The 15463-nt window shown below is 76.5% G+C and carries 11 protein-coding genes and 1 pseudogene; 10 read left to right on the plus strand and 2 right to left on the minus strand.

Annotation, left to right across the window (positions count from 1 at the left end; translation table 11 throughout):
• The first annotated feature begins 2 nt into the window (after positions 1-2).
• Together dhaL and dhaM are read left to right on the plus strand one after the other, a co-directional pair.
• Positions 3-641 carry a dihydroxyacetone kinase subunit DhaL gene (gene dhaL, locus CHB98_RS05075; RefSeq protein WP_089304506.1) on the plus strand — a complete coding sequence of 213 codons (639 nt, stop codon included), beginning with the start codon at positions 3-5 and terminating at the stop codon, positions 639-641.
• Between the two features lie 4 nt (positions 642-645).
• The gene (dhaM, locus tag CHB98_RS05080) at positions 646-1056 is read left to right on the plus strand and encodes a dihydroxyacetone kinase phosphoryl donor subunit DhaM (RefSeq protein ID WP_089304507.1); all 411 of its coding nucleotides are present in this window, start codon (positions 646-648) and stop codon (positions 1054-1056) included.
• 83 nt (positions 1057-1139) lie between these two features.
• Here dhaM and betT read toward each other — a convergent pair whose 3' ends face one another.
• A complete protein-coding gene (gene betT, locus CHB98_RS05085; protein WP_089304508.1) occupies positions 1140-3221 on the minus strand; it encodes a choline BCCT transporter BetT in 2082 nt (693 codons plus the stop codon).
• A gap of 247 nt (positions 3222-3468) precedes the next feature.
• Here betT and CHB98_RS05090 point away from each other — a divergent pair, with 247 nt between their 5' ends.
• From CHB98_RS05090 to CHB98_RS05105, 4 genes are all read left to right on the plus strand, one after another.
• On the plus strand, positions 3469-5013 hold the full coding sequence (locus CHB98_RS05090) for an ATP-dependent DNA ligase (RefSeq protein WP_089304509.1): 1545 nt from the start codon (positions 3469-3471) through the stop codon (positions 5011-5013).
• 72 nt (positions 5014-5085) lie between these two features.
• The gene (locus CHB98_RS05095) at positions 5086-6432 is read left to right on the plus strand and encodes a M20 family metallopeptidase (protein WP_089304510.1); all 1347 of its coding nucleotides are present in this window, start codon (positions 5086-5088) and stop codon (positions 6430-6432) included.
• Positions 6429-7994: an AbgT family transporter gene (locus CHB98_RS05100; protein WP_089304511.1), complete on the plus strand. Its 1566-nt coding sequence runs from the start codon at positions 6429-6431 to the stop codon at positions 7992-7994. Before CHB98_RS05095 ends, CHB98_RS05100 begins: the two co-directional genes overlap by 4 nt.
• 548 nt (positions 7995-8542) lie before the next feature.
• Positions 8543-9148: a maltokinase N-terminal cap-like domain-containing protein gene (locus tag CHB98_RS05105; RefSeq protein WP_089304512.1), complete on the plus strand. Its 606-nt coding sequence runs from the start codon at positions 8543-8545 to the stop codon at positions 9146-9148.
• Here CHB98_RS05105 and CHB98_RS05110 read toward each other — a convergent pair.
• Positions 9145-10173, minus strand: coding sequence for an LLM class flavin-dependent oxidoreductase (locus CHB98_RS05110; RefSeq protein ID WP_089304513.1), 1029 nt, complete (start codon positions 10171-10173; stop codon positions 9145-9147). The genes CHB98_RS05105 and CHB98_RS05110 overlap by 4 nt on opposite strands.
• Positions 10174-10371: 198 nt before the next feature.
• Here CHB98_RS05110 and CHB98_RS21950 point away from each other — a divergent pair, with 198 nt between their 5' ends.
• The 4 genes and pseudogenes from CHB98_RS21950 to CHB98_RS05125 all read left to right on the plus strand — a co-directional run bounded on the left by CHB98_RS21950 (position 10372) and on the right by CHB98_RS05125 (position 15433).
• Positions 10372-12957, plus strand: coding sequence for an MDR family MFS transporter (locus CHB98_RS21950; RefSeq protein WP_218822251.1), 2586 nt, complete (start codon positions 10372-10374; stop codon positions 12955-12957).
• Between the two features lie 180 nt (positions 12958-13137).
• The gene (locus tag CHB98_RS05120) at positions 13138-13836 is read left to right on the plus strand and encodes an ABC transporter ATP-binding protein (RefSeq protein WP_089304514.1); all 699 of its coding nucleotides are present in this window, start codon (positions 13138-13140) and stop codon (positions 13834-13836) included.
• A gap of 255 nt (positions 13837-14091) precedes the next feature.
• Positions 14092-14874 (plus strand): annotated as a pseudogene (locus tag CHB98_RS22975) (DUF6297 family protein); the annotation flags it as partial.
• A 40-nt stretch (positions 14875-14914) separates the two neighbouring features.
• On the plus strand, positions 14915-15433 hold the full coding sequence (locus tag CHB98_RS05125) for a hypothetical protein (RefSeq protein ID WP_089304515.1): 519 nt from the start codon (positions 14915-14917) through the stop codon (positions 15431-15433).
• Positions 15434-15463 lie beyond the last annotated feature (30 nt).

Consider the following 15463-nt stretch of genomic DNA (forward strand, 5'->3'; position numbering starts at 1 on the left):
CGGTGGTCGACGCCGAGGCGCTCACCGCCTGGGTGCGCGAGTTCGCCCGCCTCGTCCACGAGCAGCGCGACGAGCTCACCCGGCTCGACTCCGCCATCGGGGACGCAGACCACGGTGCCAACCTCGACCGCGGCATGACCGCCGCCGTCGCCGCGCTGGACGCCCAGTCGGCCGCCGGGCCGGCGGCGGTCCTGAAGACCACCGCGACGACGCTGATCAAGACGGTCGGCGGGGCCAGCGGCCCGCTGTACGGCACCTTCTTCCTGCGCGCGGCCGGCGCCCTCGACGGTGTCCCCGACCCGACCGACCCTGCCGCGCTGGCCCGGGCGGTGCGCGCCGGGCTGGACGGCGTGGTCGCCCGCGGCAAGGCCGAGCGCGGGGACAAGACGATGCTCGACGCGCTCGGCCCGGCGTGCGACGCCCTCGACGAGGCCCTCGCCGCCGGCAAGCCGCTGGACGAGGCCCTGGGCGCGGCGGCGCAGGCGGCCGCGGACGGGCGGGACGCCACCGAGCCGCTGGTCGCCCGCAAGGGCCGGGCCAGCTACCTGGGCGAGCGCAGCGCCGGCCACGTCGACCCGGGCGCGGCCTCGGCGACGCTGCTCGTGCAGGCCGCCGCGACCGCGCTGGCCGGCAGGGGCTGACGGCGTGCCCGTCGGGCTGGTGGTCGTGTCGCACAGCCGCGCCCTCGCCGACGCCGCGGTCGAGCTGGCCCGCGGCATGCTGCCCGGCCGGGAGCAGGTGATCGAGGTGGCGGCCGGCGACGTGGACGGCGGCCTGGGCACCGACGCCACCGCGATCGCCGATGCGGTCACCGCGGCCGACAGCGGGGACGGCGTCGTCGTGCTCATGGACCTCGGCAGCGCCGTGCTGTCCGCCGAGACCGCCCTGGAGCTGCTGGACGACGACGTCCGCGAGCGGGTGGTGCTGTCCCCCGCGCCGCTGGTCGAGGGGCTGGTCGGCGCGGCGGTCACCGCGGCGGCGGGCGCGGACCGCGACCGGGTCGCCGCCGAGGCGCTGCGCGGGCTGGCGCCCAAGCAGGCGCACCTCGGCGGCTGACCGGCCCTCCTGCAGGCAGCGGGCGGCCCCGTCCAGGGCACCGCCCCCGAGCCTGCGAGGGGTGGGGAGGACGGGGTCCTTCCTCAGTCGCGGGTCCGCCGCTCGGCGCTCGGCCGGCGGGACGCGGGGATCGACTCCTGGAGCCCGAGGAGCTCGAGGTGCCGCCCGTACTGGTGCAGGACGTCGTCGATCAGCTGTGAGTGGGTGTAGCCCAGGACGTCGTGGCTCAGCGCTCCCTCCCCGACCTGGACCTGCAGGCGCGGGTACGTGTCGCCGTGCGCCCGCGCCCGACTCCCGTGGCCGAGGACCGGCAGGGCCCGCAGGCGCAGCCGGTAGTGGAACGGGTGCTCGCCACCGAGGTCCGCCGTGAGCTCGACACTCGACTCGTCCGGGGCGCCGTCCGACCGCCGCACCTGGGCGCCGATGCCCTGGCCGCGCAACTCGCCGGCGACCTCGCGGAGCGCCGGCACCGCCACCTCCTCGAGGTACTCCTCGGCGGAGTTCTCACCGGCGAACGCCATGGCCCGCCCCCGCCGCACCCGCCGCCCCGACGGTCGGCGCCCTGCCGCAGGCGCGCCCAGCACCCGGTTCGACAGTCCGGGGAGGGCCTGCAGGCGACCGGGCCCCAGGAGGGACTCCAGCCGCAGGGCCCGGTGGAGGCCGACCATGACCAGCACCATCACGAACGCGAACGGCAGCCCCATGATGATCGTGGCGTTCTGCAGGGCGGGGACACCGCCCACGACGAGCATCGCGGCGGTGAGCAGTCCGGTCGCCACTGCCCAGAAGATGCGCAGGCCCGGGCCGGCGTCGTCCTTCGGCCTGGCCAGGTGGGACGAGAGGTTGGCCATCACCAGGGCGCCGGAGTCGGCAGAGGTGACGTAGAAGAGCAGGCCGATGAAGGTGGCGACCGCGCCGATGAACGGGAAGGCCGGGTAGTCCATGAGGAGGGTGTAGAAGCCCTGCTCAGGGGTGTTCGCGGCCAGCTGACCGAAGGCCGCGTCCCCGCTGCGCACCCGGTCGATGGCGCTGTTCCCGAAGATCGAGATCCACATGACGATGTAGCTGAAGGGGATGAGCATCGTCCCGGCCACGAACTGTCGGATCGTCCGCCCCCGGGAGATGCGGGCGAGGAACAGGCCGACGAAGGCCGCCCACGCGGTCCACCAGGCCCAGAAGAACAACGTCCAGCCGTTCAGCCACTCGACGGGGCGGTCGAAGGCGAAGGTCTGCATCGTCAGGCTCGGGAAGGTGCTGACGAAGTCCCCGATGTTGAGGACGAGCGCGTCGAGCAGGAAGGTCGTCCTCCCGGCCACGAGGACGAAGAGGGCCAGGCCGATGGCCAGCAGGACGTTCAGCTGCGACAGCCGCTTGATCCCCCTGTCGATGCCGCTCACCGCCGACACCGTGGCCGCCCCGACGGCCAGGACGATGAGCCCGATCTGTGCCGCACGCCCCTCGGGGATGCCGAAGAGCACACTCAGGCCGAAGTTGAGCTGGACGACGCCGATGCCCAGCGACGTGGCCACCCCGAAGATCGTGCCCAGGATCGCGGCGAGGTCGACGCCGTGCCCGAGGGCGCCGTGGATCCGTTTGCCGAAGACGGGGTAGAGCGCGGACCGGATCGCCAACGGCAGGTTCCGGCGGTAGGCGGCGTAGGCCAGCGCCATCCCCATCAGGGCGTACATCCCCCACCCGGTGATGCCGTAGTGGAAGAGCGTCCAGACGGTCGCCTCGCGCGCCGCTGCCACGGTCTCCCCCTCGCCGACCGGCGGAGCGAGGTACTGCGTCACCGGCTCGGCGACCGCGAAGAACATCAGGTCGGTGCCGATGCCGGCGGCGAAGAGCATGGCGGCCCAGGCGAAGGTGCTGTACTCCGGGGTGGAGTGCTCCGGCCCCAGCTTGGTCGTGCCGTAGCGGGAGACGCCCAGGAACAGCACGAACACCAGGACGGCGGTCGCGAACAGGATGTAGAACCAGCCGAACCACTCCGAGGTCCAGCCCACCAGCGTGCCGATGGTGTCCCCCGCCGCGGCCGGGGACACCACCGCCCAGAGTGCGATCGCCACCACACCGGTCGCCGCACCGTAGAAGACCGGGCCCTTGATCCGGGTCGGCGGCTCGGGCTCGGTGGTGGCCTCCGGGGAGGCCGCTGGTTCACTCATGAAGGAACTCCAGGGCAGGTCGTGCGGCACGGGCGGATGGAGTGGCGGGCGGTCGGCGGACGGCGTCCGGACGTCGAGGACGTCAACTGCTCGTCACCGAGGACCGGTCGGCATCCTCTCCCGACGGACGGCAGCCGGGCCACCAGGGGGACGTCGGGGCCGGACCGGCCACCGCCTGGACGCCGGGGTCGCCGCCGGGTCCCCCGTTCGGCCGCTGACCGTCGGACCCGGCTGCGATCATGGCGCCGTGCTGCTCGCCGACGTCGTCGCCGCCTCCGCCGGGGTGGCGGCCACCCGCTCGCGCACGGCCAAGGCCGCGGCGATCGCCGGACTGCTGCGCCGGGCCCGGGACGACGAGGTGCCCGCGGTGACCGCCTGGCTGGCCGGCGACACCCTGCAGGGCCGGGTCGGCGTGGGCTGGCGGACCCTCACCCGGCCGGCGCCCGACCCCGCCGGGGAGCCGCGGCTGGCCGTCGGCGACGTCGACCGGGCGCTCGGCGAGCTGGCGGGCACCACGGGCACCGGGTCGGCGGGCCGGCGGGAGGCGCTGCTCGCCGGGCTGCTCGGCGCGGCCACCGCCGACGAGCAGCGGTTCCTCGGCCGGCTGCTGACCGGGGAGCTGCGGCAGGGGGCGCTGGAGGGCGTCGTCCTCGACGCGATCGCCGCCGCCGCCGAGGTCCCGGCCGCCGCCGTGCGGCGGGCCTTCATGCTGGCCGGCAGCCTGCCGGCCACGGCCGCCACCGCGCTGACCGGGGGCGTCCCGGCCCTGCAGGCCGTGCGGCTGCGGGTCGGCCGGCCGGTGCGGCCGATGCTCGCCGCTCCCGGCTCCTCGCTGGACGCCGCGCTGGCCGACCTGGGCGCGGAGGTCACCGTCGAGCACAAGTTCGACGGCGCCCGCATCCAGGTGCACCGCGACGGCGACGCCGTCCGCGTCTGGACCCGCACGCTGCGCGAGGTCACCGACGGGGTGCCCGAGGTGGTCGCGCGGGTGCGGTCGCTGCCGTGCCGCACCGCCGTCCTCGACGGGGAGACCCTCGCCCTGGACGACGACGGCCGCCCGCGCGCCTTCCAGGACACCATGAGCCGCTTCGGCAGCCAGCTGATCGAGGGCCGGGCCGACGAGACCGTGCTGCTCAGCCCGTTCTTCTTCGACCTGCTGCACCTGGACGGCCGGGACCTGCTCGACGAGCCGCTGGCGGCCCGTCTCGACGCGCTGGCGGGCCTGCTCGCCGACGGGGAGCACGCCGCGCTGCGGATGCCCGGCGTGCGCCGGCCGACGCCGGAGCAGGCGGCCGGCGTGCTGGCCGACGCGCTCACCGCCGGCCACGAGGGCGTCGTGGTCAAGGCGCTCGGCTCGCCCTACGCCGCCGGCCGGCGCGGGCGGGCGTGGCAGAAGGTCAAGCCGGTGCACACCCTGGACCTGGTGGTGCTCGGCGCGGAGTGGGGGTACGGGCGCCGGGCCGGGAAGCTCTCCACCATCCACCTCGGCGCGCGGGACCCCGACGGCGGGGAGCCGGTGATGGTCGGCAAGACCTTCAAGGGCATGACCGACGAGCTGCTGGACTGGCAGACGCGCACCTTCCCGGCGCTGGCCCGGGAGCGGCCCGACTGGGGCGTCGAGCTGCGGCCGGAGCTGGTCGTGGAGGTGGCCCTGGACGGCGCCCAGCGCAGCCCCCGCTACCCCGGCGGCCTGGCGCTGCGCTTCGCCCGGGTGCTGCGCTACCGGCCGGACCGCTCGCCGGCCGACGCGGACATCCTGGACGCCGTCCGCGCGCTGCTCGCCGGCTCCTGACCCCCGCGGCGGCGCGCGGCGCGACCTCGCGCAGCCGGTGCGCGGGCACCCCGGCGGGAGTAGACACGTCGCATGACGGACCAGGCTGCCGGCGCCGACCACCGCACCCCCCGCCCCGCCGACCCGCACCACCTCGACGGACTGCGGGCGGCGACGGACCGCGCGGCCGCGACCGCCGAGCCGCTGTCCTCCCCGCACGACGGTGCGCCCGAGGAGCTGCTGGCCCGGGCCGAGCAGGCGGTCGAGGCGGTCGGGCAGGACCTGCTGGCGCTCAGCCGCGACCTGCACGCCCACCCCGAGGTGGGCTACGAGGAGCACCGCTCGGTGCGCGCCGTCGCCGACCTGCTCGCCCGGCACGGGGTGCCGGCCGAGGTCGGGGTGCACGGCCTGGACACCGCGCTGCGGGCCGGCACCGGCAGCGGCGGGCCGACGGTGGCGGTGCTGGCCGAGTACGACGCGCTGCCCGGCATCGGGCACGGCTGCGGGCACAACGTCATCTGCGCCTCCGCCGTCGGGGCCTTCCTCGGGCTGCACGCCGTCCTGTCCGCCGGCGGGGTGCCCGGCACGGTGCTGCTGCTCGGCACCCCGGCCGAGGAGGGCGGCGGCGGCAAGGAGCTGATGGCCCGCGACGGCGCCCTCGACGGGGTCGACGCCGTGGTGATGCTGCACCCGTTCACCTACGACGCCGCGGTGCAGCCCTTCCTGGGCCGCCGCCAGCTGCAGGTGACCTACACCGGCATCGCCGCGCACGCCTCGGCGCAGCCGTTCATGGGGCGCAACGCCCTGGACGCGGTGGTGGCCGGCTACCAGGGGGTGGCGATGCTGCGCCAGCACGTCCCCGACACCGACCGCGTGCACGGGGTGATCACCGACGGCGGGCAGCGCCCGAACGTCGTCCCGGAGACGGCCTCGGCGCTGTACTACGTGCGCTCGGCGACGCCGGAGACCCTCGCCGACCTCTGCTCGCGGGTGGAGGCGATCGCCGTGGCCGCCGCGGCGATGACCGGCTGCGGCTACGAGCTGCGCTGGGACGAGCAGCCGGCCTACCTGCCGGTGCGGGCCAACCTGGAGCTCGCGGCCCGGTGGACCCGCCACCAGGCCCGCCGCGGGCGCACCGCGCTCCCGCCCGGGGTGACACCGGCGTCGCTGGCCGGGTCCACCGACCTGGGCAACGTGAGCGTCCGGGTGCCGGCCATCCACCCGATGATCGCCATCGCCGGCCCGGACACCTCCCTGCACACCACGGAGTTCGCCGCCGCGGCCGCGTCGGCGGCCGGCGACGCGGCGGTGCTGGACGGGGCGGTCGGCCTCGCCCTCACCGCGCTGGACGTCCTGTGCGACGAGGCCGTGCTGCAGGCGGTCAGGGCGGAGTTCGAGGCGGCCGGCGGCGTGCTGGACCTCGCGGGGGTCCTGCGGTGACCGACACGGGCAGCCGCACCCGCACCGACCGGGTGCTCGGCGGCATCGAGCGGGTGGGCAACAAGATCCCCGAGCCGTTCGTGCTGTTCGTGGGGCTGTTCGCGGTGCTGGCGGTCATCTCCACCGGGATGGCGCTGGCCGGGGTGCAGGCGCAGGTGGAGGGGGCCGACGAGCCCACCGTCGTCCGCGGCCTGTTCACCGTCGAGGGGCTGCGCTGGCTGACCACCACGCTGGTCGACAACTTCGTCGGCTTCCCGCCGCTGGGCACCGTCGTGGTCATCCTGCTGGCGGTCGGCATCGCGCAGAGCAGCGGCCTGCTGTCGACGCTGATCAAGCGGTCGTTCTCCGGCTGGCCGTCCTGGGCGCTGCCCTACGCCGTCGCGCTGGTCGGCACGATCGGCAGCGTCATGGCCGACTCGGTGATGATCGTGCTGCCGCCGCTGGCCGCGATGGTCTTCGCCGCCGCCGGGCGGCACCCCGTCGCCGGGCTGCTCGGCGCCTTCGCCGCCGCGGGCGCCGGCTACTCGACCTCGATGGTCGTGACCAGCCTGGACGCGCTGTTCGCCGGCATCACCTCGGCGGTGACCGGCTCGCTGCCCGACCCGGGGACGCCGGTCACCCCGGTGTCCAACTGGTACTTCAACATCGCCAGCTCCCTGGTCCTCACCGTGGTCTGCGGGCTGCTGATCACCCGGGTGCTGGAGCCCCGGCTGCAGCGGCTGGGCGTGCCCCGGCACCAGAGCGAGAGCGACGACGGCGACACCCTCGGCGCGGTGGAGGACGTCGACGACCTCACCGTGGACGACACGGCCCGCCGCGGCCTGCGCCTGGCCGGCATCGCGGCCCTGCTGACCGCCGTCGCGCTGCTGCTGCTGACGCTGCCGCCGGGCGCGCCGCTGCGCAACGAGGACGGCGGCTACCTGCCGGAGTCCCCGCTGCTGGACTCCGTGGTCTTCATCGTCGTGGCGATGCTGGCCGTGCCCGGCCTGGTCTACGGCCGGGTGACCGGCACCTTCCGCCGGGTGCGGGACGTGCCGCGGGCGATGGCCGACGCGGTCAAGGACATGAGCTCGTTCATCGTGCTGGCCTTCGTGCTGGGCCAGTTCATCGCACTCTTCAACTGGTCCGGCGTGGGCACCTGGCTGGCGGTCACCGGCGCCGCGGGGCTGACCGCGCTGGACTTCACCGGCTTCGGCGCCATCCTGGCCTTCGTCCTGCTGTGCTCGCTGCTGAACCTGTTCATCGTCTCCGGGTCGTCGATGTGGACGATCATGGGCGCGGTGTTCGTGCCGCTGTTCGCCCTGGTCGGCTACGAGCCCGGGTTCACCCAGGCGGCGTTCCGCATCGGCGACTCGGCCACCCAGATCCTGACCCCGCTCAACCCCTACCTGGTGATCGTCCTGGCGATGCTGCGCCGCTACGAGCCGTCCGCCGGGTTCGGCACGCTGATCTCCCGGTTCCTGCCGTTCACCGTCTGCTTCTGGCTGGCCTGGGCCGGCGTGCTGGCCGTGTGGTTCTTCCTCGACCTGCCCTTCGGCCCCGGCCAGTACGCCCGGCTCTAGTCCGCGTGCTCCGGGGCGTGCGGGTGCCCGGTCACCGGGACGACGATCGCCTCCTGGGTGCTGCGCACGGACGTCGTCCAGCCGGTCGCCCACCCACCACCGGGTCACCCCGCTGATGACGTGGATCGCCGTCTCGGACTCGCCGTGGTGGTGGACGCCGGTCGTGCCGCCCGGCTCGAGGACGGCGTAGCCCCTCCACATCCGCTGCGAGCCGGTGATGCCGGCGGAGACCGCCGCGAACCGCTGCAGCCCAGGCGTCTGCGCCGTCCCCGGGCCGCGCTCGTCGGGGCCGACGACCCGCACGTCGAGGGGGCAGGTCTCCGGTCGACGTAGTCCTCCTCCCGGCTGGTCGGCTCGACCAGCGCGGTCAGGGCGTCCCGCAGCCCGTCCTCCTGGCCGGGCCCGGCCCGCATGTGGGGATGACCGTCAGCAGGTCCCGGCGGTCGTCGGCGGGGGTGGGCATCCGCGTCTCCTGTCGACGGGCGGCGTCCCGGCCGGGGCACCGCCATCAGACGGACAGACGTGCACCACTGCCCTAGCGTCGACGCATGGCGATCATCCACCGGGCCGACCTGCGACCGTCCAAGCTGGAGCTGCTGGCCGGGTGGGTGCCCGGCCGCCCGTGGGGCACCCCGGCCGGGCTGGCGCAGGCCGGCGCCTACCGGTTCGACGACCCGGCCGGCGAGGTCGGCGTCGAGACGATCGTGCTGCGGGCCGGGGAGGCGCTGCTGCACGTGCCCCTGACCTACCGCGGCGCCCCGGCGCCGGCGCAGGAGGCGCACCTGGTCGGCACGCTCGAGCACTCGGTGCTCGGCCGGCGGTGGGTCTACGACGCCTGCGGCGACCCGGTGTACGTGGCCGCGGTGCTCGCCGGCGCGGCGCAGGCCGAGGAGCTCGTCGTCACCGGCGGCGGGCAGGAGCGGCGCGAGCCGACCGCCCGGGTGACCGGCCAGGGGGTCACCGGGGACGCCGGGCCGCTCGGCGGGCTCACCGTCACCGACTCCGCCGAGGCCACGACCGTCCGCGCCGGGGACCTGGAGCTGGTCGTGCACCGGGTGCTGGACCCGGCGGCGACGGTGGACGGCGCGACGCTCACCGGCACCTGGGCCGGGCAGGACCGGTCGGTCCCGCTGGCGGCCGCGCGCCGGCTCTAGGCGTCCGCGACGCGGGGGGCCACCTCGGTGCCCAGCAGCTCGATGCCGCGCAGCAGGTCCTCGTGCGCCAGCCGCGGGTTGGTCATCTGCAGCGAGATCCGGTCGACCCCGCCGAGCTGCCCGGACACCCGCACCAGCTTCTCGGCGACGGTGTCCGGGTCGCCCATGAAGAAGGCGCCGTCCGGGCCGCTGGTGGCGTCGAACTGCGCCCGGGTGGGTGGGGCGAAGCCGCGCTCCCGGGAGATCGACGCGAACATCTCGTGCCAGCCGGGGTAGATGGTGTCCGCCGCGGCCTCCGTGCTCTCCGCGACGAACCCGAAGACGTGCAGCCCCACCTGCAGCCGTTCGGGGGCGTGGCCGGCCTGCGCCCCGGCCTGCCGGTAGAGGTCGACCAGCGGCCCGAAGCGGCGCGGCTCGCCACCGATGATCGCCACCATGAGCGGCAGGCCCAGCAGCCCGGCGCGGACGAAGGACTGCGGCGTCCCGCCGACACCCACCCACACCGGCAGCGGGTCCTGCAGCGGCCGCGGGTACACGCCCTGCCCGCGCAGCGCCGAGCGGTGCCGGCCGGACCAGGTGACGCGCTCGGACTCGCGCAGCCGCAGCAGCAGGTCCAACTTCTCCTCGAACAACTCGTCGTAGTCGGCGAGGTCCAGGCCGAACAGCGGGAACGCCTCGACGAACGAGCCGCGGCCGACCACCAGGTCGACCCGGCCCCGCGAGATCAGGTCCAGGGTGGCGAACTGCTGGAAGACCCGGACCGGGTCGGCGGCGGACAGCACGGTGACCGCACTGCCCAGCCGGATGCGCTCGGTGCGCGCGGCCGCGGCGCCGAGGATCACCGGCGGGGCCGAGTCGTAGTACTCCGGGCGGTGGTGCTCCCCGATGCCGAAGGAGTACAGCCCGACCCGGTCGGCCAGGGCGATCTCCTCCAGCAGGTGCGCCATCCGCTCCTCGGGGCCGATCCGGCGTCCGGTCGTGGGGTCGGTCACCGCCGCGACGAAGCTGTCCACACCGACGTGCACGGCTGTCCTCCTCGATCCGGTTGCGCGTTCAACCACCAGTGAACCACCCCGCCACCCCGCTCACGCCCCGGGGCGGGTCGCCGACCCCTGCGTCACGGCACGCACGGTCGGTCACCCGGTCGGTCCGCGGGACCTCGCGCCGTCACGGGTCCCCGGCACGATCGGCCCCCGACCCCCGACCCCGGACCTGGAGGCCGCATGCCGCACCCCCACCGGCCCGACCGGACCGCCGGTGCTGCCGGCGTCCCGACCGCCGAGGACGGCGTGTTCACGCACCGCCAGGTGATGACCGTGATGGCCGGGCTGATGGTCGCCATGTTCCTGGCCGCCCTCGACCAGACGGTGGTCACCACCGCCACCCGGACGATCGCCGACGACCTCGACGGCTTCTCCCTGCAGGCCTGGGCGACGACGGCCTTCCTGGTCACCTCCACGATCTCCACCCCGCTGTACGGCAAGCTCTCCGACGTCCACGGGCGCCGGCCGTTCTACCTGTTCGCGATCACCGTGTTCGTCGTCGGCTCGGTGCTCTGCGGCACCGCGGACTCGATGTACCAGCTGGCCGCCTACCGGGCGGTGCAGGGCGTGGGCGCCGGCGGGCTCATGTCGCTGGCGCTGGCGATCATCGCCGACATGGTGCCGCCGCGGGAACGCGCGCGCTACCAGGGCTACACGATGGCGGTCTGGGGCAGCTCCAGCGTGCTGGGCCCGGTCCTCGGCGGGTTCCTCGCCGGCCAGACCTCGCTGCTGGGCATCGACGGGTGGCGCTGGATCTTCCTGGTCAACGTCCCGCTGGGCGCGCTGGCCTTCGCCGTCGTCCACCGCGTGCTGCACCTGCCGCACGAGCGGCGCGAGCACCGCATCGACTGGCCGGGCGCCCTGGCGCTGGCCACCTGCGTGGTGCCGCTGCTGGTCGTCGCCGAGCAGGGCCGCGGGTGGGGCTGGACGTCGCCGGCCGCGCTGGCCTGCCTCGCGGTCGCCGCCGCCGGCCTGGTCCTGTTCGTGCTGGCCGAGCGCGCCCACGGCGACGACGCGCTGCTGCCGCTGCGGCTGTTCGGCACCCGCAGCTTCACCGTCACCGCGCTGGGCAGCGTCGTCCTGGGCGCGGGCATGTTCGGCGGGCTGCTGCTCATCCCGCAGTACCTGCAGATCGTGCAGGACTCCAGCGCCACGGTCGCCGGCCTGCAGATGCTCCCGCTGGTCGCCGGCATCATGGCCGGGGCCGGCGGCTCGGGCGCCACCATCGCCAAGACCGGCCGGTACGCGGTGTTCCCGCTGGTCGGCACGGGGTGCATGACCGTCGCGCTGCTGGGCCTGTCCGCCGTCCTCGGCCCGGCCACCCCCTACGCCCTGCTCGTGCCGTTCCTGGTGCTGTTCGGCGTGGGTGTCGGCTGCACGTTCCAGCCGGTCGTCGTGGCGGTGCAGAACGCGGTCTCCCCCACCGAGATGGGCGTGGCCACCTCCTCGGTGGCCTTCGCCCGCCAGATGGGCGCCACCGCGGGCGCGGCCGCCTTCCTCGCGCTGCTGTTCAGCCGGCTGCCCGGCGAGGTCGACGGCGCGGTGCGCGACGCCGTCCGTGCCGACCCCGCGCTCGCCCCCCGCCTGGCGCCGCTCGACGGCATCGGCTCCGACCTCTCCGACACCTCGTTCGTGCAGCAGCTGCCCGACGCGGTCGCCCAGCCGTTCCGGACCGGCTTCGCCGGCTCCGTCGACCTGGTGCTGCTCGCCGTGGCCGCGGCGACGGCGGTCGGGGCGGCCGTGTTCCTGTTCCTGCCGCAGCTGACGCTGTCCGCCGAGTCCGGGATCCAGGCCCGCCGGAACGCCGCCCAGGCGGCCGGCGCCGCCGTCGCCGCTGCACCCGCGCCCGCCGTCCGGACGCCGGTGCTCGCGCCGCGGCCCGCGCTGCCGCTCCGGGCACGCCTGGTGGCCGGGGTCGCCGTCCTCGGGGTCCTGCTGGGGCTCGGCGGGATCGTGCTCGACCCGGTCGCCCCGGCCCCCCACGAGGCGGCTGCGCTGGCGGCCGGTCCCGGCGCGGGGGCGCTGCCGGGCGCGGCCCTGCCCGGCCCCGCGCCCCAGGGCGACACGGGCCTCCCGGCGCCCGGCGAGCCGGAGCCCGCGGGGGCCGTGCAGCCCGCGGCGGAGCGGTCCGACGCCGAGCCGGCCGGCGAGGTGGCCGGGCTGCCGGCGCCTCCGTCGGGGGCGGCACCGTCCGCGGACGAGAGCGAGGTCCCGGCGACGACCGGCCCCACCCCCTCGGGCACCGGGACCACCGCCACCGTGCCCACCACGACCACCGCCGCCGTGCCCACCACGACCACCGCCGCCGTGCCCACCACGACCACCGCCGCCGTGCCCACCACGACCACCGCCACGGGGACCACGAGCCCCTCTGCCACCCCGCCGGGCACCACGGCTCCCTCCACGCCGGCCGCGACGGCCGGCGCGGCGTCGAGCCCCTCGCCGACGCCCACCCCGACGCCGACGCCCAGCCCGACCCCGACGCCGACCCCGACGCCGACGCCGAGCCCGACGCCGAGCCCGACGCCCACGCCCACCCCGACGCCCACCCCGACGCCCACCCCGACGCCCACCCCGACGCCCACCCCCACCCCGAGTGCGACCGCGACCGCCACCGCGGAGCCGACGGTGACCGCCGAACCCACCGTGACCGCCGAACCGACCCTCACCGCCGAACCGACCCTCACCGCCGAACCCACCGTGACCACCGAGCCGACCCTCACCGCGGAGCCGACCGTGAGCGGCACGGTCACGGTCACTCCCTGACCGGTCCCCCGGCCGAGCCGTCGCTGTCAGGTCCTGGTCGCGCACTGCGCCGGGACGATCCACGGCTCCCCCGCCACGGGCGCTGCGTCACCGGCCGCGCGGGCCGCCGTCGAGGAGCGCCGCACCCGTTCCGGAAGCTGCCGGGTCACTGGTCGGGGGCGGCACTACGGTGGACCGGCCATGCGGAACCCCACCGGCTCGCTCGCCCTGCTCGTCGCCGAGGACCTCGCCGTCGGATACGGCGACGCACCGGTGTGCGCCCCTGTCGACGTGCGCCTGGCCGCGGGCCGCGCCCTGGCCGTCGTCGGCCCGAACGGATCGGGCAAGTCCACGCTGCTGCGCACGCTGGTCGGGCTGCTGGAGCCACTGGCCGGTGCCGTGACGTTCGACGGCCTGCCGGTCGACGAGCGGTCGGCCGGGTTCCGCCGCGACGTCGCAGCCGTCCTGGACGACGACGCCTTCTTCGCCTCGCTCACCGGCCGCGAGCACCTGCTGCTGGCCGCGCTCGGGCACGGTGTACCCGCGGCCGCGGACGTCGTGGACGCCGAGGTGGCGGCGTTCGGGCTCGGTGACCGGGCCGACGCCCTGCCCTCGGCGTTGTCGTCCGGTCAGCGGCGCCGGCTGGCGCTGGCCGCCGCCTTCGTCCGACCCGCGCGGCTCCTGGTCCTCGACGAACCCGAGCGCCGCCTCGACGCCGGCATGCGCGTCCGGCTGGCCACCCGGCTGGCCGCGCTGCGCGACGCCGGCACGGCGGTGCTGTTCGCCAGCCACGACGCCGAGGTGGTCGGGTCGGTCGCCGACCAGGTGCTCGTCGTGGACGACGACGCATGCCGGCTGCTGGCCCCCGCCGAGGCCGCCGGCCGGATCCCGGAGCTCTGAACGGTGGCGTCTCCCGCGGTGACGCCACTGGACGGCGCCGCGGTGCGCCGGCTGACCCGCCGGGCGACCGCGGCCCGGGCGCGGACCACGCTGGCCGCCCGCATCGGCGACGCCTGGGGCGTGCTGGTCTCGGTGGCGACCGGTGTCGCGGTCGCCGGGAGCGGCCTGGTGTCGCTGCGCGAGGAGATCGCGCTGGCAGGGGCGCCGGTGACCGAGCCGGCGCTGTCGCCGGCGCTCGCCTCGGCCGCGCTGGCCGTGGTCGCGGTGGCGGGCACCGTCGTCGTCCTGGCCCGCCTCGGTCCGGTGAGCGCCACCCCGGCGGTCGCCGCGTGGTGGCTGCCGCTGCCGGCCGACCGGCGCCGACTGCTGCGTGCGGAGCTGCTGCGGCTGACCGCCGTGGTCGCCGCTGGCGCCGCGCTGCTGACCCTCCCGCTGACGCTCGGTGGTGCGTCGAGCCCCACCCTGGGGCTGGTCCTGCAGGGAGTGGGCTGGGCCACGTCGCTGTCCGGCGCCGCAGTCGGCGGCACCGCGCTGCTGCAGACACGCCGCCGAGGCGCCGTGGGCCGCACCGCGCAGCCACCGAGTCGACGCCGCGGCCCGGGCGTGGTGGCCGGGACGGCCGGCGCGGTGGCAGCCGCCGCGGCGGTGCTCCCGGCGGTCGCCGGCACGCTCGCGGCCGCAGGCGGCGGTCGGCTCGACGTCCCGGTCACCGCTGCGCCGCCGGCGTGGGTGCTCGGCGCGGCGGCGGCCGCGGCGCTGGTGTTGCTCGTGCGGGCCGACCGGGGCCTGGGCCGGCTGCACGCCGGGAGGCTGCTCGCCCACGGCACCACGGCCGGGCACGCCGGCGCCTCGCTGCTGTCGCTGGACACGCGGCAGCTGGGGCGGGCGCTGTCGGAGCAGGACCGGGCGCCGCGGCGCAGCCGGCGTTTCGGCCGGGTGCGGCGTCCGTGGCGAGCGGTGGTGGCCGGTGACCTCGCCGTCCTGGCCCGGAGCCGGTGGCAGCTCGGGCAGCTCGCGGTCGCGGTGGCCGTCCCGGTGGTCGTCGCCCGGACGGAGGGACTCGGCGCGCTGCCCGGCGGTGTGGGCCGGCTGCCTGCTCGGATGGGGTCTGGCGGCCACCGCGGCGGGCCGCCCGGCCCGGGAGGCGTACGCGGCCCCGGAGGTGGACCGGTCCTTCGCCCTGTCGGCGGCGGCCGTGGTGCGCAGCCGGGCCGTGCTGCCGCTGGCGGCCGCCGCGCTCGTGTGCCCGCTGAGCGCGCTGCTGCTCGGCGTGGGCACCGGGGCGGCGGGCACCTGGGCGCTGTTCGGCCTGGCCGTGGCGCCGGCGTGGGCGGCCGCCGTGCTGCGGGGGGCGTACCGCCCGGAGGTGGACTGGGCAGGGCCGGTGGTCTCCACCCCGATGGGCGTGGTGCCGGCAGGGGTGGGCGCCACACTCCTGCAAGGGCCGGACGTCGGCGTCGTGGGCAGCCTGCCGCTGCTGGCCGCGCTGGTGACCGGCGGACCGACGCTGCTGCTGGCCGCCGTCCAGGCCGGCTGGTCGCTGCTGCTCGCTGCGGCGGTCCTGGCGCACCTGGGCGGGCGGCGACCCCGGCGATGAGCGGGCGCGCTGGACCGCGCGGCCGGGACG

The sequence above is a fragment of the Geodermatophilus pulveris genome, from assembly GCF_900188375.1.
Classification (GTDB): domain Bacteria; phylum Actinomycetota; class Actinomycetes; order Mycobacteriales; family Geodermatophilaceae; genus Geodermatophilus; species Geodermatophilus pulveris.